We start from the raw sequence: 22,601 nt of genomic DNA on the forward strand, positions 1-22,601 counted from the left end.
CACTAAGCGACACTTACAATTCTTCCTAGCGGAATTAATGTAGATTCCTTGAGTATAACATTTTTATCAGTAACTCCCCAGATGGTAGTTTCAACACGTTTAAACCCTTCATTATCTATAAATATAATCTTTACTTTTTCTTGCTCTAAGTTTCCTAAAGCCATTGCACGTTTAAGTTTATTACAACGCTCTTTGCGTTTAGCTATAGAACTTAATAATTCTTCTTTTGGGAATTGTAACGATTTTATACTCTCCTTATTTACGGTTTCTATTCTTACACATTTCATAATCTTTCTCTTTTAATTAATATATTAATTCAGTAGAATTTTACTTTAGAAAATTACACGTCAAACCTCATTTTAACTAAATTTAATACATCTTTTAACAATTAATCATTAAATTATTCTCAGAGATTATAGCTTTTATCAAGAAATTATGAGATTAGTAATACGATTATCAATTAACGCAATATTATAATTATCAAGCTATTGCAATATTCAGTTTTTATCATGATCTTTAAACCTAACTAATCAAGCTCACTTTATGAAAGTTATTACACGTTGCATACTTGTATTGGCATGTATTGTATTGAGTTGCAAACAAAATGTTGATGAATCTGATACTACTCTGGTTACTAAAGCGCATTCCGATTTAGAATCCTTTTTTAAGACGTGGCGCACTTTTGAAAATCCACCATTAATTGATGGAGTACCAGATTACACCGAAGCTACGTTTAATAATCGTCTTCCTAAATTTAAAACTTTGCAATCGCAACTTATGGCTATGGATACCACAGGTTGGTCTATTCCAGAACGTGTAGATTGGCATATCGTCTGGGCAGAGATGAATGGTTATGATTTTAACCATCGAATACTAAAACCTTGGCAACGGGATCCTGCGTATTATAAAGTGCTGTGGATGGATCGTAGCGATGTGCCTGCGCACGAAGGGCCAACTAATCATGCTATTATTGAACTTTGGCAATACAAGTTTCCGTTAGACCAACCCTCTAAAGAAAAATTGTTAAAAGCTTTACATGCCATACCTAATTTTTATAAACAAGCACAACAAAATCTTACTGGCAATGCTAGAGAGCTATGGATCGCTGGGATTAGAGATATCCGCAATCAAACTAATAATTTAAAAACTATTCGCAATTGGGAAAGCTTTACTGAACATGCCGATTTGGTTACTGCTATTGATGCTGCCATTGCAGCTACAAATACATTTGTACAATGGTTACAAACACAAAGTGACAGCAAAACTGGCCCGTCAGGCATTGGAAAAGACAACTACACCTGGTATTTGCAAAATGTACATTTAGTACCATTAACTTGGGAAGATGAAGTATTGCTGTTAAAACGTGAGTTGGCACGTGCATGGTCATCTTTAAAACTAGAAGAGCATCGCAACCGGCATTTACCAGAGTTGCCAGAAGCTAATACTGTAGCAGATCATGACGCTATGGTGGAACGTTCCGTAAAAAGTTTGATGCATTTTTTAGAAAACGACAGTATAGTTAGTGTTAAAGATTATTTTGAGCCTGCTTTGCGAGAGCATTTAGGTGGATTTGTACCTAAAGAAAATCGTAACTTTTTTCTAATCGGAAAACACATTGATGCTCGTCCGTTATATTCTCATTTTTACCATTGGTTTGAATTGGCGCGTATGGATTTAGAACCGCACCAAAGCGAAATAAGAAAAGGCCCGTTGCTCTATAATATTTTCGATTCACGAAATGAAGGCACAGCAACAGCAGTTGAAGAATTGGTTATGAATGCTGGATTGTATGACGACGATCCTCGTGTACGAGAGATTGTCTATATTATGATTGCCCAACGTGCCGCTCGTGGTTTAGGTTCACTTTATGCGCACGCTAATGAAATGACTATGGAAGAAGCCGGTAGTATCCACTCAGAATATACACCGCGTGGTTGGATGAAGACCGAAAAGGAACTATTGATTTTTGAGCAGCACCTCTATTTAAGACAGCCTGGTTATGGCACCAGCTATATTACGGGTAAATATTTATTAGAAGCTGCTATGATGGATTATGGTTGGCTTAAAGAAAAAAATGGAGAAACATTTAAGCCTATGGACTTTTTTGACAAACTGAATGCTATAGGCAATATTCCTATAAGTTTAGGACATTGGGAACTAACAGGGATTGATGCACAGGTAAAACAGATTAAGCAGTAAATTAAGACAATGCTTGGTCGAGCACGTCATATCGAGCCTGCCTTGTCTGCAGACAGGCGCAGTCGAGAGGTCTCAATTATTGAATTAGCATGATTAAACTCTTCCGTCGAATACGTAAAACCAAAACGTAATGTCATCCTATGTTTACAGAAGATAAGATGACAAAAAACAACTAATTATGAAAAAATTAAAACCCTATTACGCTGTTATTTTTACATCCACACATACTGAAAATACCAAAGGTTATTCAGAAATGGCTTCTCAAATGGAAGGTTTAGCCAAACAACAACAAGGTTTTTTAGGTATAGAAAGTGCTCGAGAAACTGTTGGGATTACTGTAAGTTATTGGGAAAACTTAGATGCAATAAAAACATGGAAAGCCAATACAGAGCATCTACTTGCACAACAAAAAGGGCGCGAACAATGGTATAATTGGTATAAGGTTAAAATTTGCAAGGTAGAACGCGAATACGAGTTTAAACATGATTAAATCACCGTTTCAATGTAAAATGCCCATTAAACTCTTGGCCTTCGACAATTATTCTATACCAATAATCTGAGGTTGGTAAACGTTGATTTCTATAGGTGCCATCCCAATTGACATTTCTATTAATAGCAGAAAACAACAACTTTCCATAGCGATCAAAGATATAAACTTCACTAGATCCTAATAGTTGTAATACATTCAACGAAAATGTATCATTAACTCCATCTCCATTTGGGGTTATAAATTTTTGAATAAAGAAATGAATATGCTGTTGAGTGACTACTATATCACACTCCTCAGACCTTACATAAATGGTATATAGTCCACTAGGTATGTTGCTAAAGATATTGCTCGTCTGAAAGTTCTCATTATCTAAAGAGTACAAAAAGTTACCATCGGTTTCGTTTACTAGATTAACAATTATTGAACTTCCATCAGATACTACACTCTCAATAACTGGCAGTTGAAATGCTTCTACGGTAAAGGTTATGATTTCAGTAAAACAACCATCGGTAACTTCAACTTCAAATATTCCGGGTTGATCAATTGTAATTGCTGGAGTAATTGCTCCTGTGCTCCAATTATAGATTGGGTTTTCTATATTAGATATTGCTTCTAGAATTACCTCATCATTATCATCACAAATACTAATAAATTCATCTCTAAATTCTAAAGGTTGTTCTCCAACAATATCCCATATGCAAGTGTCAAAATTAAATACAGCCATCTGCCAACACAATAAATCTATAGGCTCTTCGGGTTGCTCTCCTAAAACCTCCCATAAACAAGTATTATTATTAAACATAATAGTTTCCCAACATTCTAAATCTGTGGGAGCTTCTGGTTGGGTTCCACTAACTACCCAATCACAAATCGTGTTATCAAACGTAGCAACTTCCCAACACTCTATATCTGTTGGCGCTTCAGGTTGAGTTCCAGTTACAATCCAAGCACATATCGTTTCATCAAATGTTGTAGTTTCCCAACATTCTAAATCTGTGGGAGCTTCTGGTTGGGTTCCACTAACTACCCAATCACAAATCATGTTATCAAACGCAGCAACTTCCCAACACTCTATATCTGTTGGAGCTTCTGGTTGAGTGCCACTTACAATCCAAGCACATATGGTATTGTCAAAGGTTGTTTCTTCCCAACATTCTATATCTGTTGGTGCTTCAGGTTGAGTTCCACTTACTACCCAATCACAAATCGTTTCATCAAATGTCGCAGTTTCCCAACATTCTAGATCAGGCATCGGAGGAGCTGGATTTACCGTAATTTGAAACACATCTGAAAAGGTAATACAATCTGAATCGTTTAAATTTGCTTCAAATTCAGCAATTCTAGCTCTGTAAAGTGTGCTCACCGTAACATCTGTAATGTTTAACATTGCATTTGTTTCTCCTGCAATATCTTGCCATGTTACTCCATTGGTGCTTGATTCCCACTGATAAAAATGAGAGCTAAATACTGCATTATCTGGAATTGCTGTAATTGTAGCAGAAAATGGTGTTTGCGAACTACAAATTGATATTGTGTTTTCAGCATTAGCATCTTCAACAGTTATAGCATCGCCACAGCTTTTAAACACAATATCATCAATAGCTAAATCATTACCACAACCACCAGCTCCGTTATTAATCATTTTAAGAATTATTGCAGTTTGGTTAGTTTGCGTTTGAAAAACTAAACCAAATTGATTCCAATCTGGTGTAGATGTACTACCAATAGAGCCTGTAGAACCTGAGGCTAAAAGATTAGTATCTGTACTATCCCAAATTTCAAAATTAACATTAATCGGTATCACACCTGACCCACAAAACCCACCAGCAGGAGATAAATTTATTAACCATGACGAAAATTCGTAAGTGGTGTTGCCACACAAACCGTTGATATTAGTCCTATAAAATTCGCCTGCATCAAAATCTGAATTAACTACTAACATTCTCCCATTAGTATCGTTGGGAGTGATATCTGTAATATCAAACCAATCGAAATAATCGGTATTACTAGACACGGTATACAACCCATCATCTGGTGGCGCTCCATTAGCATAAACATATGTTGTAGCTCCTGCAGGAAGTGGAGAATCTTGTAAACCTGTTCCGAAAGTTTCTGTGAAAATTGGATCGCCAGAGTTCCCTTGGCAAAATCCTAATTGCGCATGTAGATCTTTTGAAAAAAAAGAAATACAAAAAATGATGAGTATTTTGAGACCTGTGAAACGATTTTGCACGTTTAAATATATAGATAAATATAAGTGTGAGTCGTAGTTTTTTACAGATACCTGCTTTAAAATCGCCTTTGTATGGTACATGTATAGGTTCATTACATGTTTTAAGCATCAAAAGATGAAATCAATACTGATTTTAGGATTCATTATTGCTTATTATTTTTGCCTGTCTAAACAATTATTAAACGACGAATTATAAGGATAGATTAATTTTATGCCATCAAAATCACTATTTTTGTTTTTCTTAACTCATTAACCTATGAACACTATTCAATTTATCCATTCTGGTTGGGCATATTTAGTTTTAATCATTTTAGTCTTAGCTACATTCAATGCAATTATCAAATTCTTTGGAGATAAAGAGTTTGATGCTAAAGATTTCAGAATATCATTATTTGCGTTAATTACTATGCACATTCAACTCTTATTAGGCATTGTTTTATTTTTTACTAAAGATTATTTTGGTACTATTAGCGAAGTTGGTGGCATGGGAGAAGTTATGAAAAACGCAGCATTACGTTCTAATATTATAGAGCATCCGTTAACTATGATTATTGCCGTTGTTCTAATAACCATGGGATATTCAAAACACAAAAAGAAGTTAGTATCTAAACCAAAGTTTAAAGTCCTTGCTATATTTTACACTTTAGCTTTAATATTGGTTTTAGCTAAAATTCCTTGGAATCAGTGGTTTTAAAACATTATAAAAGGCTTCAAATTTAAATTTGAAGCCTTTTATTTTATAGTAATATTTTAATCTACTCGTCTTTAACCTCTCTAATAACATAAACATATACAGGAAAGTGGTCACTAAATCCACCTGTATATCCGCCATCAGCAAAACTTCTAAATGGATACCCTACATAACGTCCACGTCTATTAACCAAATAAGGTTTGTTATGAATACCTGCTTTGTAATATTTAAAAGACGAAAAATCTTTATCTAATAATGGTTTTGTAACCATAATTTGGTCAAATAAACTCCAACTATCTCTATAACCAGTAGTGCCAAGACCTTCTTTTTTAAATTGATTTTCAAAAGGGTTATATATCCCTTTAAGCGGCACTTTTTTTCTGTTAGAATGTGCCTTTAAAACATCTTTGACACTAGCATTAGTAGGATTGTCATTTAAATCACCCATCACAAATACTTTAGCATAAGGATCTATAGATTGCAGAGAGTCTATAATACGCTTGTTTAGTTTTGCTGCGCCTACTCGTTTAGATCGGCTTCGCGCTTCACCACCACTACGAGACGGCCAATGGTTAACAATAACGTGTATTAAATCTCCTTCAAGCTTACCACTTACTAAAAGTTGGTTTCTAGTAAATACACGCTTTCTAGAAAGATCATCATAAATAAATAATTCGTGCGATTTAGAATTTATCGGTTGAAATAATGCTTTTTGATATAACAAAGCCACATCAATGCCTCTAGCGTCAGGAGATTCAAAATGTACAATACCATAATCTTTTCCTAATAATAAAGGGTCATTAACTAAATCTTCTAATACTTTTCTGTTTTCAATTTCACAAACTCCAATTATTGCAGGAGAATTATTGGTTTGGTCACTCCCTATATCAGCAACAGCACGAGCCATGTTTTTTAATTTCCTTTCATAGATTTTAGCTCTATCCGAATTCAATTCCATAATAGGACTCCTTTCGTCAAATTTATTAGGGTCATTAATAGTATCAAATAAATTTTCTAGATTATAAAACGCTACAGTATGTATTTTGTACCGTTTTTCATTTTGTGTATATGCATTAAATGCTATAAAAAAAAGTAGTGAAAACAGTAGTATTCTATTCATTTTCATGGTTGTATATTATATAATTGTAAAACTACATTCAATTTCCTTACCAAAAGTATGTAATTCTAATAAATAATGTAAATTAGTGTGTTCTTTCTTCAAAAAAAGAATAACCAATAAATCAATTTTTAAAATTAAGTATGAAAAAAAGTTTTTTACTCTTTCTATTTGGAGTAGCTTTTTCTCTAACAAGTTTTGCACAGCAAACCATTATTAGAGGAAGCGTTCTGGATGGAACCACAGGAGAACCTATTCCTGATGTAACAATTACCATTGAAGAAACTAATCAGACTACGACTACAGATGCTAAAGGAGAATTTTCTTTTATTAGTAATGTCCCGTTAGGCGAACAAGTGCTCAAGGTTGAAAAAATAGGTTATGTTACTAAACGTTATCCGATTGTTGTAAATGAAGGAAGTACTGTTGACATTAGTGGTATGACCTTAGATTATGATCCTGGAGACAAAAAAGATTTATTTACTATTTCTATTTCAGATGATAATTTAAATAGTGAAGATGATGGTTTAACAGATAATGTTTCTGGTTTATTACAGGCATCGAGAGATATCTTTCTCAGCGCAGCTGCTTTTGACTTTTCGTCCACATTTTTTAGACCAAGAGGTTTGGATAATGCTAACGGTAAAGTGCTTATCAATGGAATTGAAATGAACAAACAGTTTAATGGAAGACCACAGTGGGCAAATTGGGGAGGTTTAAATGATGTACAACGTAACCAGGAGTTTACAATGGGTATATCTGCTAATGATTATAATTTTGGCGATCTCGCAGGAACAAATAATATTGTAATGCGTGCTTCAAAATACAGAAAAGGAGGTCGTATTTCTTATGCTTCAGCTAATAGAAGTTATCAAGGTAGAGTTATGGCTAGTTATAATTCTGGTTTATTAAAAGGAGGTTGGTCCTATTCGTTTTTAGGGTCTAGACGTTTTGGCGCAGAAGGTTTTATCGATGGAACACTTTACGATTCTAATTCATTTTTTGCTGCTGTAGAAAAACAAATCAACGATAAACATAACCTTAATTTTACAGGAATATATGCACAAAACAGACGTGGACGTTCTACTGCAATTACTAATGAAGTTTTTGAGCTTAAAGGGCGAGAATACAATCCTTTTTGGGGCTTACAAAATGGAGATATACGGAATTCGCGAGTTAGAGAAATTGAAGAGCCTATATTAATGCTTAACCATTATTGGGACATTTCACCTAAAGTAAGATTAAATAGTAATGTAGCCTATCAGTTTGGTGAGATTTCTAATACTAGAATTGATAACGGAGGTACACGTTTAGTGACTTTTAATGGAGAAAGTAGTTTTTTAGGAGGCGCGCGTAATACAAATGCTGATTACTATCAAGATTTGCCAAGTTTCTTTTTACAAGATCCTAATCCATCGGCCCTAGATTTTCAACAAGCATTTGCTGCACAACAAGAATTTATTAACGACGGTCAATTTGATTGGAATCTTTTATACGAAGGTAATGCAACTGTAGCCGCTCAAGGAGGAAATTCTATCTATGCACTACAAGCAGATGTTATTGATGATTCTCAAATAAGTTTCAACACTATATTAGATGCTGATTTAGCAGATAATATTCGTTTAAATGCCTCTTTAAACTATAGAAATCTAAATAGCCAAAACTATGCTAGAATAGAAGACTTATTAGGAGGAACAGGCTATTTAGATGTAGACTTCTTTGCCGAAGAAATTGGACAAGATGTTACCGATTTATTAGAAACTGTAGCACAGAGTGATATTAGAAACCCTAATAGAATTGCTAGAGAAGGTGATCGTTACAAATACAATTATGAAATCGATGCTGAAGTTGTTAGTGGATTTGCGCAAGCACAATTTAAATATAACAAAGTAGACTTCTTTGTCGGTGCTAATGTATCTCAAACCAATTATCAAAGAACTGGATTATTTGAAAACGGTAATTTTACAGGTACTGGTCCGCAAGGTTCTTTTGGGGAAAGCGAAAAGTTAGATTTTACAAATTATGGCATAAAAGGAGGTTTAACCTATAAAATATCTGGTCGTCACTTAATCAATGCTAATGGTAGTTACTTTACAAAAGCACCAACTATTAGAAATTCGTTTAGTAATGCCCGGCAAAATAATTTTACCGTTACCGGTTTAGAAAGTGAAAAAGTACAATCTGCGGATGTTAGCTATATATTTAGGTCTCCAATAATTAAAGCACGTTTAACTGGGTTTTATACAGGTTTTGAAGATGGTACAGATATTGGGTTCTATTTTACCGAAGATTTAGCTGGTTTGGGTATTGATAATGGAGATGCTTTTGTACAAGAAATTTTAACCAATATAGAACGAAGAAATATTGGTATAGAATTAGGCTTTGAAGCTCAAGTAACACCAACCATTAAATTAAAAGCCGCAGCATCATTTGGCCAATACACCTTTACTAATAATCCAAACCTTTATCTAACAAGTGATGATTTTGAAGGAGAATTAAGATTTGGAGATGGTACTACTAATATAAAAGATCTTCATGTTGCTGGTGGACCAGAACGTGCTTACCAGGTAGGTTTTGAGTATAGAGATCCAGATTTTTGGAATGTTGGTGTTACCAGCAATTTTTTCTCTAACGCTTATATAGATGCTAGTAACTTATCAAGGTCTGCCAACTTTACTTCAGATTTTGACGGTAATACTTTTAATGATTTCGATCCTGCTACTGCAAGAGAGCTATTACAACAAGAACAGTTTGATGATTATTTACTTGTTAATGTCGTTGGCGGAAAATCGTGGAAAGTTGATGATTATTTCATTGGGTTCTTTGCTACAATTAATAATGTTTTTGATCAACAATACACAACTGGTGGTTTTGAACAATCGCGTTTAGGAAATTTTAGACGAATTAGAGAAGATCAATCTAGAGATAATGGCCCTTTATTTGGATCACGTTATTTCTTTGGAAATGGTACCACGTATTACCTAAATGTTTACGTAAGATTTTAAGAATATAGATACAACAATATAAATTTCAAAAAATGAAAAATTTAAAATTTAATAAAATAATACTTCTACTAATTGGACTAGTAGTATTTAATAGCTGTGTTGAAGATGATGATTTTGCAATACCAGACACTTCTATTATTGAACCCGTTTTAGATGGTCAACAAGTTAGTATAGCCTCTATTGCTGGTGCATTAGCACAAGAACAAGGTAATAACAGTGTAGATTACTCTAATGATGACGACCTAGTATCTTTTGATTTTGGTGGACCAAATCAATATTTAACTGGATACGTGGTATCTTCTGATGAAGGAGGTAACTTCTTTGAAGAATTAATTATACAAGATGCGCCAGAAAACCCAACTACTGGTATAAAGGTTTTAGTAGATGTAAATCCATTATTTACACGTTACGAAGTAGGACGTAAAGTCTTTGTTAAACTTAATGGTTTAGTTGTGGGGATTTCTAACGGGGTACTTGCCATCGGACCTCAAGATGGAGATCGTGTTGGTCAAATTCCTGGTGCTTCTGAAGAAGATTTTATATTACGCTCTGCCGAAGTAGCTACAATTGTTCCGCTTCCTTTATCTATTGCAGATTTTACTGAAGATAGAACCAACTTAATGATTGAATTACAAGATGTACAATTTAACAGAGGACAAGTTCTTGGAGATAATCCTTTGAGTTTTGCTTCTGAAGGTTCAGATCAATTTGATGGAGAACGTCTTTTAGAGAGTTGTTCTTCTGCTACCACTGCTATATTTAGTACAAGTACATTTTCAGATTTTAAAGCATTAACGTTACCTAGTGGTCGCGGAAATATGACTGCTATATTAACTCGTAATTTCTTTGGTGACACTTTTAATATTGCTATAAATTCTCCAGAAGATATCAATTTTAGTAGTTCTGATCGTTGTGATCCAGATTTCTTAGAGTGTAGTGGTACTTCTGGCGGAGGTTCTGCAATCTTCTTTGAAGATTTTGAAACGTTTTCTAGTTTTACTGCTGAAGGATGGACTAATGTTAACATCAATGGTGGTGGTACAGAATGGACAGAAGGTGGTTTTGGTGGTAATGATTATGCCCAAATTACAGGCTTTAATTCTGATGAAGACCCTATAGAAGTGTTTTTAGTAACTCCACCTATAGATTTAGATACTACTACTGGTGAAGAATTGTCTTTTGATGTTCAAACCAACTTTGATAATGGTACTATTTTATCTGTTTTAGTATCAACTGACTTTACAGGAGATCCAACAACTGCAACTTGGCAACCTTTAGATGCTGTTATTCCATCAGGACCAGCAAATGGTTTCGGTACATTCCAATCTGTTGGTCCGATTAATGTTTCTTGTCTAGATGGCACTGTACATTTTGCCTTCTTCTATGAAGGAGCAGATCCAGGAGCAACTACGCGTTATCATGTAGATAATGTTGAAGTTACAGGAAATTAGTAACTCTCTTAAAACAATAAAACCACGTCTCTATACTTTTAGCTAAAGATGACGTGGTTTTTTGGTTTTATTCTCATTATGTTTGATCGTTATTACATATCCGCCTTTAATACTTTAAAGTCGTCCTTTGGTAAACATGCTATTCGATATGCGTTGTATTATGTTAATCTTCTCGAGTTTTTAGTTTACGCTTTAATTGCTTCATTTTTTATGGCTTTTGCTAATCAAATGGGTATTATTACAATGCATATAACGAAAGTGATAACACTTTCAGTAATAATTTTTCTGTTTGTATGTTTTAAAAATTGGATACGTTATAACGGAAAACGAAGGCATGTTTTAAATGCAAAATCTAAACACAGAACATCATTGCAATTATGGAAACTTGTTATGCTTCCTGTAGTTTGTATACTACTAATTGTTGTCTTTTCTAAAGCTATCTAAATAAAAAACGCTATCCTAATCGGATAGCGTTTTTTAATATGTTTGACTTTTCTTGTTTATTTTTTGTCCTTCATAATGCAATTTTCATCCTTACAATCAGCTTTACAATCTTTATGCAAACCTGTCGAAGTTTTTGTAGAAAACTTATCTACAGTTTTTATTTCTTGCACTTTATACATCTCACTTACATTAACAACTGCCTCTTTTAAGGAACCCGGAGTTACTTTAGCTTCATCAAATTCTACCATTGCTAATTGTCGGTCAAAATCAACTTTTGCAGACTTTACTCCTTCCATTTTAGCCATTTTCTTTTCAATAGTCTTTGCACAACCAACAGCACAAGTCATGCCTTTAATATTAAACTCTACTTTAGCATAGCTTGCATTAGGATCTAATGTTTGAGTTATGTTTGGTTTAGAACTTTCAATCGCTATTGTTTTTACTTCAGGTTTTGCACTAGTGTTGCAAGCAACAACGGTAACAATTAATAAAGCAATAGTTAAAATAGGTTTTAAGGTCTTCATATAATTTTTACTTGAATTATGAACAAATCTAACAATTACTATGAATCTTGAAAAATAATTAACGAATTTTGTGAACCTCGATTAACAACACATTATGAAAAGCCCTAATTCTAAGTGGATTTACTTGTTTTTATTAGCCCTAATCTGGGGAAGCTCATTCATTCTTATTAAAAAATCATTATTAGGTTTAACTGCTTTTCAGTTAGGATCACTTAGGAATATTATCACTGGTATTGTTCTTTTGATTGTTGGCTATAAAGGGTTAAAACAAATTGATAGATCTAAGTGGAAATGGATTGCTTTATCTGGGTTTTTAGGCTCTTTTTTTCCTGCGTTCTTATTTGCTATTGCCGAGACTGAAATAGACAGTGCCATAACTTCTATTTTAAACTCATTAACTCCATTAAACACTGTTTTAATGGGCATAGCCATTTTTAAAATAGCAACGACTAGACGTCAAATTACAGGAGTTATTATAGGGTTTATAGGTACAACACTTCTAATATTAGAAGGTGCAGAACTAAATCCTAATCAAAACTACTTATATGCAGGTTTTATAATTACATCAACATTAATGTATGCTGCTAACGTAAACATTATAAAACGTCATTTACAAGATGTAAAACCATTGAGTATTGCTGCTGGGAATTATGTGTTTATTCTTATCCCAGCTATAGTTGTATTGTATTTTTCGGGATTCTTTAAAGCGAGTACATTTGAAAACCCCGAACTTGGTAATGCACTAATATATGTGTCTATACTCTCTATTTTTGGCACTGCATTAGCTAAATTTTTATTTAATACATTAATACAGCTCTCTACTCCTGCTTTTGCATCTTCTGTTGCCTATCTAATGCCTATTATAGCTTTAATGTGGGGAGTTATTGACGGGGAAGATTTTAGTTGGTTACAGGGTTTAGCTTCTTTCATTATTTTATTTGGTGTCTATTTGGCTAATAAAAAGAATGCATAAAAAAACCGAAGCCTAAGCTCCGGTTTTCTTTCATTATGTATTTTTAATCTTAATTAAAATCTTCAGCTGTTACTCCTTCGTTAATTTTAACTTCAGTAGTATCTAAAGTAAATACTTGTGGTCCTGTAGTAATCTTCATTGTATGAGGAATCATAATACCACCAACTTCTTTATAATTAGAAAAATCTGTAATTGTAGTTATAGATTGTCCTTGTGCTTCATTAGTTACTTCAGTTCTTACTAAAAACCCTGTTTTAGCATCATAGTAACTAAAAGAATCTTTATCTCCTTTAGTCACTTTAATCTTATACACATCTGTTCCATCTATAGCTGTTAAACTTTCTAAAGCAATATTAGATGCTTCCATATAGAGTTCTGGGTATAGTCCTTTTTCTGCTTTTCTAGAAGATACATCAGAATCTGTCATTGGTATTTTTTGACCTTGTGCTTCTTGGTAACCCGAAGATCCATCAAATTTCTGTTTCATTATTGTACCAAAACCGTCTGCTACCATTTCCATAGAGAACTTATTTGGAGCCATTTGCTTAATTATTGCTTTTGGTTTGAATGGAGCTCCTTGTATAGTAACTTCTGCATTGGTTAATGTAGAGTTTACAGCTCTTAATGCTGTTTCTCCACCAATAGCCTTTACATAATTTTTAACCACATCTGATGCTGTTAAACCTTCTGGCAATGGTTTTGAAAATTTAGGTTTCTCTGTAGCATTTGCGTATTTATCGTAATACTTAATTGGTAAGCCTACTTTTTCAAGGTTTTCTAAGACATCGCTCCCCTTACCAACAACAATAACACGTGCGTTATCTAATTTAAAATATTTATTAGCAACACGTTTTATATCTTCTTCAGATACTTCATTGACGCTATTTAAATAGTTGGTGTAAAAGTCTTCTGGCAAATTATTTCGCTTAATATTTAACGCATAGTTAGCTATAGTTTGTGGACGTTCTAAACGGAGTACAAAATTACCAACATATTGCGCTTTGGCATTTTCTAATGTTTCAGGTTGAACTAATTCTGTACGTATGCGTTTAATTTCTTTTAAAAATTCAACAACAGCACTATCTGTAACCATGTTACGTACTTTTGCGCTTGCTGTAAAACGTGAAACCCCATAACGATTTGAGCCCAAGCTAGAGCCAGCTCCGTAAGTATAACCTTTATCTTCTCTAATGTTCTTGAACAAATAACTGTCTGTACCACCACCTAAAATAGAATTAGCTATTATAGCTGCAAAATAATCATCATCATTTTGTTTAAGATCAACATTATTAGTTACAGAAATACTAGATTGTGTAGCATTTGGCATGTCAACGAAATCAATCTGAGTTGAAGTAACATTAGCAGTCAATTCTGGTGAAGGCACTTCTGGTAAATCCACTTTTTCCCAATCTCCAAAATGTTTATTAATCTGTTTTTTTACTGCCTTAACATCAATATCACCTACAACAACGATATATGCGTTATTAGGGCTAAAACGTTTGTTATAAAAATCTTTTACATCTTGAAACGTAACGTTATTAATTGTTTCTGCAGTTAAAAACTCACCATAAACGTGATCTTTACCATAAGATAATGCAGAACTTACTCTACCTGCCGCAGCATCAACGCTTTTTTCATTTTGTTTTAAATTCTCAATAAGCTTGTCTTTCTCTTTTTGAAACTCTTCTTCTGTTAATAATGGGTTTTTAGTAGCATCTGCCATTAATTCAATAATTCTATCCGAATATTTTGATAATGAACTTGCAAAACCTCCACTAGATCCGAAGTTAATGTTCGCTCCTAAAAAATCAACTTCCTCATTAAACTTATCTTTTGAAATCGTTGTAGTTCCGTTACCCAACATTGAAGATAACAAACTTAATACTCCTGCTTTGTCTCCTTCAATAGCTGGTTTATTATCTATACTTAATTGGTAAGATACTCTTGGTAATTTATTATTCTCTACAACCAAGACCGTAATTCCATTTTTTAATTTGAATTCTTCTGGTTTTTCTAGAGAAATTTTTGGTTCTGGGCCTGGCTTAGGCATTTTAGATCTATCTATCTGAGCACTAACTCCAAAAGTCATTAATGCTACAAGAATAAAAGCCCATAGTTTATTTTGAATATATGTCGTTTTCATATTATTTATCGTCTTTTTTAGGTAAATATTCAATTTCTACACGTTGATTAGGGCTTAAATATTTTGCAGCCACATCTCTAATTTCTTCTCTGGTTATAGAACGGTATAAATCTAATTGCGTATTGATTAGATTTACATCTTCATATAGCAAATAATACGTTGCTAATGTGCTTGCAATGCCAGCTACACTAGAATTAGAACTTACAAATTGATTTTCAAATTGATTTTGAAGTTTTTGATAATCGCGTTCAGAAATTAATTCGGTTTGCATTTTTGCTATCTCTTCATCCATTTCTTGTAAAAGTGTAGCTAAACTAGTACCTCCTTGTGGTAATGCAAATAAGGCAAATATATTATAGTCTACTTGTGGAAGATTAAAAGCTGCTAGTTGTAGTGCTTGTTTTTGTTCATCAACTATTTTCTTCGTTAATACCGAACTTTTTCCACCACTTAAATATGAAGAAATCATATTTAAAACATAGGCATCTCTACTAGCCTGACCTGGCAAACGATATGCTGCAATAATTGCAGGTATTTGAATATTGGCATCGTATGCTTTTACTTTTTTTGTTTGTGTGATAGGTGTTTCTTTAGGGAAATTTCTAATGACTTCTGGTCTCGATTTTACAGCTCCGAAATAATCTTTAACCATAGCTTTAGTTTTTTCTAAGTCAAGATCTCCAGCAACAACTAATACCGCATTATTAGGGCCATAATATTTTTTAAAATACGCATTAAATTGATCTAAAGTAGCTGCATCAAGGTCTTCTGCATAACCAATATTAGGATCTTTGTAGGGATGTACTTCAAATAAATTACTCCCTATAGTTTCTAATAGTTTCCCATAAGGCGAATCGTAACGCAAGCGTTTTTCTTCTTTTACAACTTCGTTTTGTGTATCCACACCAACCTGATCTATCACAGGATGCAACATACGCTCAGATTCTAACCATAATGATAATTCTAACTTGTTAGATGGAAATACCTCATAATAATCTGTACGATCTTGAGATGTAGAGGCATTAAATGTTCCTCCATTTGCAGGTATAATTTTCATAAATTCACCACGCTCAATGTTCTCTGAGCCTTCAAATAAAAGGTGCTCAAAAAAGTGAGCAAAACCAGTACGATTCTTTTCACGATCTTTACCTCCTACATTATACATTACTGTCGTTGCAACAACTGGTGCTGTATTATCTTGATGAAGGATTACATGTAATCCGTTATCTAAATCAAATTCTTCAAATTCTACCTTCTGTGCTGTAGCTGTATATCCCACAAATAACAGAAGCGCTAAACTTAATAAGTTTCTTTTCATGTGCTAATTTTTAATTGTTCTCTTAATACTAAATAGTTTTTATGTATGTCTTACTATAATACTGTTTGTTACAATATAAGGAAACAAAAATACGGAATGATTTTTCTTCTATACATCTATTATGTGCTAAAAAGCTAAATAGTGTATGCCTTTAAATTAAAAATAACTTATTTATATCATTGTTATACTTTTCAAAACGTTTGTAGATTAAGAATTTAGGAGTATATTTGCATCCGCTTTCTGAGAAGAAAGTATTTATTTAAACAAACAAATTAATAAAAACGTTACGCTATGTACGCAATTGTAGAGATAGCAGGGCATCAATTTAAAGTTGAAAAAGACCAAAAAGTTTTTGTTAACCGTTTAGCTACAGAAGAAGGTAAGAAAGTAGATTTCGATAACGTTCTTTTAATTGGTGACGGTAGCAATGTTACTTTAGGCGCCCCAGCTATAGACGGAGCACAAGTAAGTGCTAAAGTCTTAAAACACCTTAAAGGTGATAAAGTTATTGTTTTCAAAAAGAAAAGACGTAAAGGTTACCGTGTTAAAAATGGTCACAGACAAGCCTTAACTGAAATCGTTATTGAAAGTATTACTGCTTCTGGAGCTAAAAAAGCTGCACCGAAGAAAGAAACTAAAAAAGCTGAACCTAAAGCTACTGCTCCAAAAACAGAAGCTAAAAAGGCAGCACCAAAAGCTAAGCCAGCCGCTAAAAAGGCAACAGATAAGGCAGATGACTTAAAGAAAATTGAAGGTATTGGACCAAAAATTGCATCTACTTTAGTAGAAGCTGGTATAGCTACCTTTGCTGATTTAGCTAAAGCTAAACCGGAAGCAATTTCTGAAATCATTGCAGGCGTTCGTGGTAACCATGTTACTGATACTTGGCCAGCACAAGCTAAATTAGCTGCTGATGGCAAATGGGACGAGCTTAAAAAATGGCAAGACGAATTAGATGGTGGTAAAGCTTAATTGCTTAACTACTTAAGTATAACAATATAAAACCTTAAGATCATGGCTCATAAAAAAGGAGTTGGTAGTTCGAAGAATGGTAGAGAATCAGAATCGAAACGTCTAGGCGTTAAGATTTTTGGTGGACAAGCTGCTATTGCTGGAAACATTATCATAAGACAACGTGGTAACACACATCACCCAGGTGAAAATGTATACCAAGGAAAAGATCATACTTTACATGCCAAAGTTGATGGTATTGTAAAATTTACTAAGAAAAAAGATAATAGATCTTATGTATCTATTGAGCCATTTGAGGCTTAAGATATCTTTTCTTATTAAAAAATTTAAACCTCTTTCTGAAACAGAAAGAGGTTTTTTTGGTTTATTAAAATATTATAAAGAAAGATTCTTCACTGTGCTTTGAATGGCATTATTTTATTTTTTTTAAACAATCTCCATTTTCTTTAATAAAAAACTAGCATTCATATTCTGGCAGACTCCAAGTTTTAACTTATAATCAAAATAAAGTTCATCATTTATAATCTCTGCATCAAAATAATAGTTCTTTACTGCTTTTAATTCGGTTTCTATTTCGGTAAGACTTAAATCGTGTGTAGCTATAATTCCTGTTGCATTTAACTTTACAAGCTTTTCAACAAACTTTCGGGAACCAATGGCTTTATCTGTACTATTAGTGCCTTTTAAAATTTCATCTAAAATCACAAAATAATTAGACCTTTCTTCAATAGTATCTACTACAAATTTAAGGCGCGTTAATTCTGAAAAGAAATATGAACTATCATCAGTTAACGAATCTGTAGTTCGCATACTTGTGATGAGTTTAATAGGCCTGTATTTACTCTCTAAAGCGCAGATAGGCAAACCAATATTCGCCATTACAATATGAAGCGCAACAGTTCTTAAAAATGTACTTTTTCCTGCCATATTTGCTCCAGTAACAATAAAAAATTGTTCTTTATCTAATTGCAAGTCGCTATTTATTCGTTTCTCAGCATTTAATAACGGATGGCCTAGATCTTTTGCAAGAATTGTTGATCCTTTATCTGTAATTTCTGGATACGAAAATGATTGGTGATTAAAGGCATAATTTCCCAAACTGTTATAAGCATCAAAAAACGTCACTACTTCAAACCAATCTTCTACAGTATTTGTATATGTCTTAATCCATTGCTCTATATAATAGGTTTGACGTATGTCCCAAAGCAAATAACCATTGCCAAAGATTGCAGAAATTAAATTGTTACGGTTATCTAAAGCATCTAACGCCTTAGAAAATTTTGAAAATATCTGTGAAGCTTTTAATCCTTTAGATTGAATCTGTTGTTGTTGAGCAATTAGTAAATCTGAAGTAAATTCTTCATTCTCAATCTCTGCTAATAACAAAGCATATTGCCGGAATGTGTCTTTTGCTTTAGATGTATTTGAAGCTAGATAATTAATTTGTTTTAAAAATCGTGCTGTAATAAATAATCCTAATAATAACCAATAACCTGCATATGCAATCGATAGAACTTCCATAGCACCTAAAACAATTAGAGCTAAAGATGCTATAGTAAAAACTACAGTAAACCCTAACAATTGTTTATTTAGAAACGGCTTATAGTTTTTAAGCCAATCTATAATATGCTTAGCTGAATGTTCTACATCTACTCCTTTGGCGACAGCAGAATAATGTTGCGCCCATTTAGGTTTTGTTGCCAATTCTTTAATTGCAGCTTGTCGTTCTTCGATATCTGTAGTATTGTTAGCTAAAAGACATTCAACCAGTTTTTGAGTACCTTCTGTAATAGTTGTTCTGTTTATAAATTGATAAAAAGAACCTTTTCCAAACAAATCGATATCTAAACTGTAAAAATGTTTTGGGTCTTCAAATTCTGAACCTGTAGCTCTATCGTAAAAGTTACCAGAAGCAATTTTAAGTTCTTCTTCATTAATTAATACTAAGCGTTTATGAAGCGCACGTTGCGTTTTAATATCGGTATACTTTGATAATAAAAATAAGAATATAGAAATGCCTACAATTACAATAATTGCAACTGTTTTCCATTGTCCAAAAGTAAAGTAAACACCAAAACCAGAACCTGTAAATACTGCTAATCTGAGCAGACTTAACAAGCTCATTCTTTTAAATAGCGTTTTTGATTTATCTTGATTATCCTTTAACTGTTCTTTAAAAAAAGATTCTGGATTTTGCATTGATTTTTATTAGACTCGAAATATAAGAAAACTATAAATCCTATACTCATTGCATTACCTTTTTAATAAAATAATAAGATGCATTTAAAAGTCTAAAAGTGCTTTATTGTAAACATTATCTTTCAATTGAGGAATATGAGCTTCTCGAACCGGAAGGTAAGATATGTCTACTTCTTTACCATTTCTTATTATAGTAAACTCGGCTTTATTTGTAATAGAGCCACTAAAAACACTAATTCTTTTAAACTGATCACCAACTCTAAGTCCTGCCTTATAAGCTTCTAAAGTTTCATTAATTGTCGCTACAGATTTATTTCCTTCTGAAAAAGTAAACCCTAAGTCAAATACTGTTGATGTTGGGCTATATTCAAATTCAAAATCTTTAAAAATATTTTCTAAATTGTAAAGTCTTCCTTCTTCAATATGCTGATCAAAAAAAGGTTTAAAATCCTCTTTTAAATATTTATTTACGGTTTCTATAAAATATGGATGTGTAATTTTTTGCTCGCTTTTAAGTGCATCTTCTTTAAATTCTAATAATACATCATCTAAACTTTTTTCTCCCTTCGTGTCTTGTTTTATCTTATTATCGGTGTAGAATGCCAATAAAGCACCTCTTCTATACGGTAATTTTTGCATGCCTTCTTTACCACTCCAAAAGTTATCGTAATTCATCTCACTGTTAGGTAATTCTCTAATTGGGTTTGTATATAATTCTTTTACAAAACCATTAAATTCTTTTATAAAATAACTTTCATCTAAATTATATACATTGGCTTTTGCTATGTTTTTAATGGTATAATATTCGGTAAATCCTTCACTAAACCAATATTGTTTTTCTTCATCATCATTTTTAATTAGTGATCCTGTCCAATTATGCTGTAACTCATGGTTGAATAAATACACCAATTGTTCAACATCTAAATATTTATTATTAGATGCATTTGTTGCAAAGGAATTGGTTAGTCCAGAACCTTGAAAACTACTTCCACGCTCAAGTACGGTTGGCATCATTGTTACTGCAAAATAATCTTGAGTATGATCTTTCCAAAAATTGTGTTGTGCATTAACCGTTTTATTTAAAACCTTTAGCATGGTTGAATCTTTGAAAGCTTCCCATTCTCCTCTAATAATAAAAGCAACTTTATTTCCCTTTATATCCATTTCATGTATTCTGAAATCTCCTCCTACAAATACAGCTGTATGAAACTTTTCTTCTGATGTATTCTCTATATTTTGAATACGTTCATTACTACCAAAACTATTTGCTATTTTATAATCTTCCTCAAATCCTTCCCAGTTAATAGAAACATTAAAATTATCTTCTGAATCATCGATAATATGTTTTGGAAGCATAAAAAAGTTATGTGAAAACACATGAAAATATTTGGGTTGTATTACTGGTCTATATGTATCCCAAGTTGTTAGATCTCCTTCAGAATCTTGTTTAACTATATATTCAACTTCTAGGCGTTTTATGTGTTTTGGATGTTGAATATAAAACCATCCACTATCTTTATTAGACGTTATTTCGCCTTCTTCTGAAAGGAGCTTAATCTCTTTAATTACATTATGTAAACTGTCTTGTCCCCATGCTTTATCTTGAAAAAGCAAAGTCGTTTTCCCGATAGAATTAACATTAAAACTCGTTTTTACTTTTAAAAATGATTCTCCATTTTCTTTAACTGGAGATACAGTATAATTAATTGTATTTTTAGATGTCTTAGAACATGAAAAACATAATAATAAAAGAGAAGTGACGATGATTAGCCGTTTCATTTTTTTGATTGGTTTTTAGTTTACAACTAAAAGACGAATCAAATATATAAATGTTACAAAACGTTATTTACAGACCCGAAGCATCTAAATCTTTAAAAACAGAAAGAATAATTGCTACTGTATTTCTATAAAACTGAGGAGTAATATTTTTAAACTCATCTGAAGGATTATGATAACCTGGATGATCCTCATCACCAAAATACAAAAATGGAATTTTTGCTCTATGGAAAGAACCGTGATCTGAAGCAGATGTCCAATTTTGCTTTCCATCTGTGCCGTCATGACCTTGTAACAATTTAGTATTCGTTGGGTTTTTTAAATTATCAATTATATTTTTAAGTTTTTCATTGTATTTACCACCAACAACATAGATTTCATTTTTTTTACTTCGGCTAATCATATCCATGTTTATGTTAGCAACTATTTTGCTGTTTTTCATTTTATCCACAAAATATTTAGAGCCTTGCAAACCCAACTCTTCAGCATCAAAAGCTGCTAGTATTACTGAATGCTTTGGCGGATTTTTCATTAAATACTCAGCAAAACTAAATAGGGCAGATACACCAGAAGCATCATCATCAGCCCCATTATAAATCTCATCTCCTTTTACTCCTAAATGATCATGATGCGCACTAATAACAATATATGACTTAGGATGTTCTGTGCCTTCAATCTTTGCTAAAACATTAACAGCATTATATGATTTTCCTCTTGCTTCAAATGTAAATTTATGCTCGTATTTACCTCCAAATGATGGAGCATTTAAAGCTTTAAATTGTTCTACAATATATGCTCTTGCTTTTTCATTTCCTTTTTCTCCTGTTTGTCGTCCTTTAAACTCATCAGAACTTAAACGTTCTAAACGTTCTAGCAATTTATCAGAATTAAAATCTGTGTTCTTCGTTTGTGCACAACTAAAGTTAAAAAAAACGAATAGTGCTATTGCTTTAAAAAGGATATTCTTCATTATTTAGGGTTATAAAGTTATAGGGTTTAATGTCGTAAATAAACAAAAAAATCCTAAGATAAAATTTATCTTAGGATAATAAAATTATAACATTTT

Annotated in this window: 18 protein-coding genes; 9 read left to right on the forward strand and 9 right to left on the reverse strand. The window is 32.8% G+C overall.

Annotated elements, in window-relative coordinates; genetic code table 11:
- Positions 1–2: 2 nt before the first annotated feature.
- On the reverse strand, positions 3–287 hold the full coding sequence (locus tag K8Z87_RS01655) for a hypothetical protein (protein WP_227475735.1): 285 nt from the start codon (positions 285–287) through the stop codon (positions 3–5).
- A 256-nt stretch (positions 288–543) separates the two neighbouring features.
- On the opposite strand from K8Z87_RS01655, the gene K8Z87_RS01660 reads away from it, so the two are divergent.
- The gene (locus tag K8Z87_RS01660; protein ID WP_227475736.1) at positions 544–2,199 is read left to right on the forward strand and encodes a hypothetical protein; all 1,656 of its coding nucleotides are present in this window, start codon (positions 544–546) and stop codon (positions 2,197–2,199) included.
- Positions 2,200–2,377: 178 nt separating this feature from the next.
- On the forward strand, positions 2,378–2,689 hold the full coding sequence (locus K8Z87_RS01665) for an antibiotic biosynthesis monooxygenase family protein (protein ID WP_227475737.1): 312 nt from the start codon (positions 2,378–2,380) through the stop codon (positions 2,687–2,689).
- Position 2,690: 1 nt separating this feature from the next.
- Here the strand turns inward: K8Z87_RS01665 and K8Z87_RS13965 are convergent, their stop codons facing one another.
- Positions 2,691–4,922, reverse strand: a complete 2,232-nt coding sequence (locus tag K8Z87_RS13965) for a T9SS type B sorting domain-containing protein (RefSeq protein WP_227475738.1) — start codon at positions 4,920–4,922, stop codon at positions 2,691–2,693.
- A 256-nt stretch (positions 4,923–5,178) separates the two neighbouring features.
- Between K8Z87_RS13965 and K8Z87_RS01675 the strand changes: the two genes are divergently transcribed.
- Positions 5,179–5,616 carry a hypothetical protein gene (locus K8Z87_RS01675; RefSeq protein WP_227475739.1) on the forward strand — a complete coding sequence of 146 codons (438 nt, stop codon included), beginning with the start codon at positions 5,179–5,181 and terminating at the stop codon, positions 5,614–5,616.
- 61 nt (positions 5,617–5,677) lie between these two features.
- Here the strand turns inward: K8Z87_RS01675 and K8Z87_RS01680 are convergent, their stop codons facing one another.
- On the reverse strand, positions 5,678–6,739 hold the full coding sequence (locus tag K8Z87_RS01680) for an endonuclease/exonuclease/phosphatase family protein (RefSeq protein WP_227475740.1): 1,062 nt from the start codon (positions 6,737–6,739) through the stop codon (positions 5,678–5,680).
- Between the two features lie 134 nt (positions 6,740–6,873).
- Here K8Z87_RS01680 and K8Z87_RS01685 point away from each other — a divergent pair, with 134 nt between their 5' ends.
- From K8Z87_RS01685 to K8Z87_RS01695, 3 genes are read left to right on the forward strand one after another with little or no spacing between them, the layout of a single operon-like run.
- Positions 6,874–9,735, forward strand: a complete 2,862-nt coding sequence (locus K8Z87_RS01685) for a carboxypeptidase regulatory-like domain-containing protein (RefSeq protein ID WP_227475741.1) — start codon at positions 6,874–6,876, stop codon at positions 9,733–9,735.
- A gap of 32 nt (positions 9,736–9,767) precedes the next feature.
- Positions 9,768–11,186, forward strand: a complete 1,419-nt coding sequence (locus K8Z87_RS01690; protein WP_227475742.1) for a DUF5689 domain-containing protein — start codon at positions 9,768–9,770, stop codon at positions 11,184–11,186.
- Positions 11,187–11,234: 48 nt separating this feature from the next.
- The gene (locus K8Z87_RS01695; protein ID WP_227475743.1) at positions 11,235–11,630 is read left to right on the forward strand and encodes a hypothetical protein; all 396 of its coding nucleotides are present in this window, start codon (positions 11,235–11,237) and stop codon (positions 11,628–11,630) included.
- Between the two features lie 56 nt (positions 11,631–11,686).
- Here the strand turns inward: K8Z87_RS01695 and K8Z87_RS01700 are convergent, their stop codons facing one another.
- On the reverse strand, positions 11,687–12,154 hold the full coding sequence (locus tag K8Z87_RS01700) for a heavy-metal-associated domain-containing protein (protein ID WP_227475744.1): 468 nt from the start codon (positions 12,152–12,154) through the stop codon (positions 11,687–11,689).
- Positions 12,155–12,248: 94 nt separating this feature from the next.
- Between K8Z87_RS01700 and K8Z87_RS01705 the strand changes: the two genes are divergently transcribed.
- Positions 12,249–13,127 carry a DMT family transporter gene (locus K8Z87_RS01705; RefSeq protein WP_227475745.1) on the forward strand — a complete coding sequence of 293 codons (879 nt, stop codon included), beginning with the start codon at positions 12,249–12,251 and terminating at the stop codon, positions 13,125–13,127.
- A gap of 49 nt (positions 13,128–13,176) precedes the next feature.
- Here the strand turns inward: K8Z87_RS01705 and K8Z87_RS01710 are convergent, their stop codons facing one another.
- Together K8Z87_RS01710 and K8Z87_RS01715 are read right to left on the reverse strand one after the other, a co-directional pair.
- On the reverse strand, positions 13,177–15,270 hold the full coding sequence (locus K8Z87_RS01710; RefSeq protein ID WP_227475746.1) for an insulinase family protein: 2,094 nt from the start codon (positions 15,268–15,270) through the stop codon (positions 13,177–13,179).
- Between the two features lies 1 nt (position 15,271).
- Positions 15,272–16,588, reverse strand: a complete 1,317-nt coding sequence (locus K8Z87_RS01715) for a M16 family metallopeptidase (protein ID WP_227475747.1) — start codon at positions 16,586–16,588, stop codon at positions 15,272–15,274.
- A 291-nt stretch (positions 16,589–16,879) separates the two neighbouring features.
- Between K8Z87_RS01715 and rplU the strand changes: the two genes are divergently transcribed.
- Positions 16,880–17,560 carry a 50S ribosomal protein L21 gene (rplU, locus tag K8Z87_RS01720; protein ID WP_227475748.1) on the forward strand — a complete coding sequence of 227 codons (681 nt, stop codon included), beginning with the start codon at positions 16,880–16,882 and terminating at the stop codon, positions 17,558–17,560.
- Between the two features lie 42 nt (positions 17,561–17,602).
- The gene (gene rpmA / locus K8Z87_RS01725; RefSeq protein WP_227475749.1) at positions 17,603–17,863 is read left to right on the forward strand and encodes a 50S ribosomal protein L27; all 261 of its coding nucleotides are present in this window, start codon (positions 17,603–17,605) and stop codon (positions 17,861–17,863) included.
- A 123-nt stretch (positions 17,864–17,986) separates the two neighbouring features.
- On the opposite strand, the gene K8Z87_RS01730 is transcribed toward rpmA, so the two are convergent.
- The 3 genes from K8Z87_RS01730 to K8Z87_RS01740 all read right to left on the reverse strand — a co-directional run bounded on the left by K8Z87_RS01730 (position 17,987) and on the right by K8Z87_RS01740 (position 22,505).
- On the reverse strand, positions 17,987–19,759 hold the full coding sequence (locus tag K8Z87_RS01730) for a MutS-related protein (protein ID WP_227475750.1): 1,773 nt from the start codon (positions 19,757–19,759) through the stop codon (positions 17,987–17,989).
- An 84-nt stretch (positions 19,760–19,843) separates the two neighbouring features.
- Entirely contained in the window at positions 19,844–21,538 is a 1,695-nt protein-coding gene (locus K8Z87_RS01735; protein ID WP_227475751.1) for a M1 family aminopeptidase, read from the reverse strand.
- 67 nt (positions 21,539–21,605) lie between these two features.
- A complete protein-coding gene (locus K8Z87_RS01740; protein ID WP_227475752.1) occupies positions 21,606–22,505 on the reverse strand; it encodes a M28 family peptidase in 900 nt (299 codons plus the stop codon).
- Positions 22,506–22,601: the final 96 nt, after the last annotated feature.

The sequence above is a fragment of the Winogradskyella immobilis genome, assembly GCF_021887715.1.
Taxonomy (GTDB): domain Bacteria; phylum Bacteroidota; class Bacteroidia; order Flavobacteriales; family Flavobacteriaceae; genus Winogradskyella; species Winogradskyella immobilis.

What these genes read in the sequence shown, in the direction of transcription:
- K8Z87_RS01655 (WP_227475735.1), bottom strand. Translation starts at nt 287, where the DNA reads ATGAAATGTGTAAGAATAGAAACCGTAAATAAGGAGAGTATAAAATCG.
- K8Z87_RS01660 (WP_227475736.1), top strand. Translation starts at nt 544, where the DNA reads ATGAAAGTTATTACACGTTGCATACTTGTATTGGCATGTATTGTATTG.
- K8Z87_RS01665 (WP_227475737.1), top strand. Translation starts at nt 2,378, where the DNA reads ATGAAAAAATTAAAACCCTATTACGCTGTTATTTTTACATCCACACAT.
- K8Z87_RS01675 (WP_227475739.1), top strand. Translation starts at nt 5,179, where the DNA reads ATGAACACTATTCAATTTATCCATTCTGGTTGGGCATATTTAGTTTTA.
- K8Z87_RS01680 (WP_227475740.1), bottom strand. Translation starts at nt 6,739, where the DNA reads ATGAAAATGAATAGAATACTACTGTTTTCACTACTTTTTTTTATAGCA.
- K8Z87_RS01685 (WP_227475741.1), top strand. Translation starts at nt 6,874, where the DNA reads ATGAAAAAAAGTTTTTTACTCTTTCTATTTGGAGTAGCTTTTTCTCTA.
- K8Z87_RS01690 (WP_227475742.1), top strand. Translation starts at nt 9,768, where the DNA reads ATGAAAAATTTAAAATTTAATAAAATAATACTTCTACTAATTGGACTA.
- K8Z87_RS01695 (WP_227475743.1), top strand. Translation starts at nt 11,235, where the DNA reads ATGACGTGGTTTTTTGGTTTTATTCTCATTATGTTTGATCGTTATTAC.
- K8Z87_RS01700 (WP_227475744.1), bottom strand. Translation starts at nt 12,154, where the DNA reads ATGAAGACCTTAAAACCTATTTTAACTATTGCTTTATTAATTGTTACC.
- K8Z87_RS01705 (WP_227475745.1), top strand. Translation starts at nt 12,249, where the DNA reads ATGAAAAGCCCTAATTCTAAGTGGATTTACTTGTTTTTATTAGCCCTA.
- K8Z87_RS01710 (WP_227475746.1), bottom strand. Translation starts at nt 15,270, where the DNA reads ATGAAAACGACATATATTCAAAATAAACTATGGGCTTTTATTCTTGTA.
- K8Z87_RS01715 (WP_227475747.1), bottom strand. Translation starts at nt 16,588, where the DNA reads ATGAAAAGAAACTTATTAAGTTTAGCGCTTCTGTTATTTGTGGGATAT.
- rplU (WP_227475748.1), top strand. Translation starts at nt 16,880, where the DNA reads ATGTACGCAATTGTAGAGATAGCAGGGCATCAATTTAAAGTTGAAAAA.
- rpmA (WP_227475749.1), top strand. Translation starts at nt 17,603, where the DNA reads ATGGCTCATAAAAAAGGAGTTGGTAGTTCGAAGAATGGTAGAGAATCA.
- K8Z87_RS01730 (WP_227475750.1), bottom strand. Translation starts at nt 19,759, where the DNA reads ATGCAAAATCCAGAATCTTTTTTTAAAGAACAGTTAAAGGATAATCAA.
- K8Z87_RS01735 (WP_227475751.1), bottom strand. Translation starts at nt 21,538, where the DNA reads ATGAAACGGCTAATCATCGTCACTTCTCTTTTATTATTATGTTTTTCA.
- K8Z87_RS01740 (WP_227475752.1), bottom strand. Translation starts at nt 22,505, where the DNA reads ATGAAGAATATCCTTTTTAAAGCAATAGCACTATTCGTTTTTTTTAAC.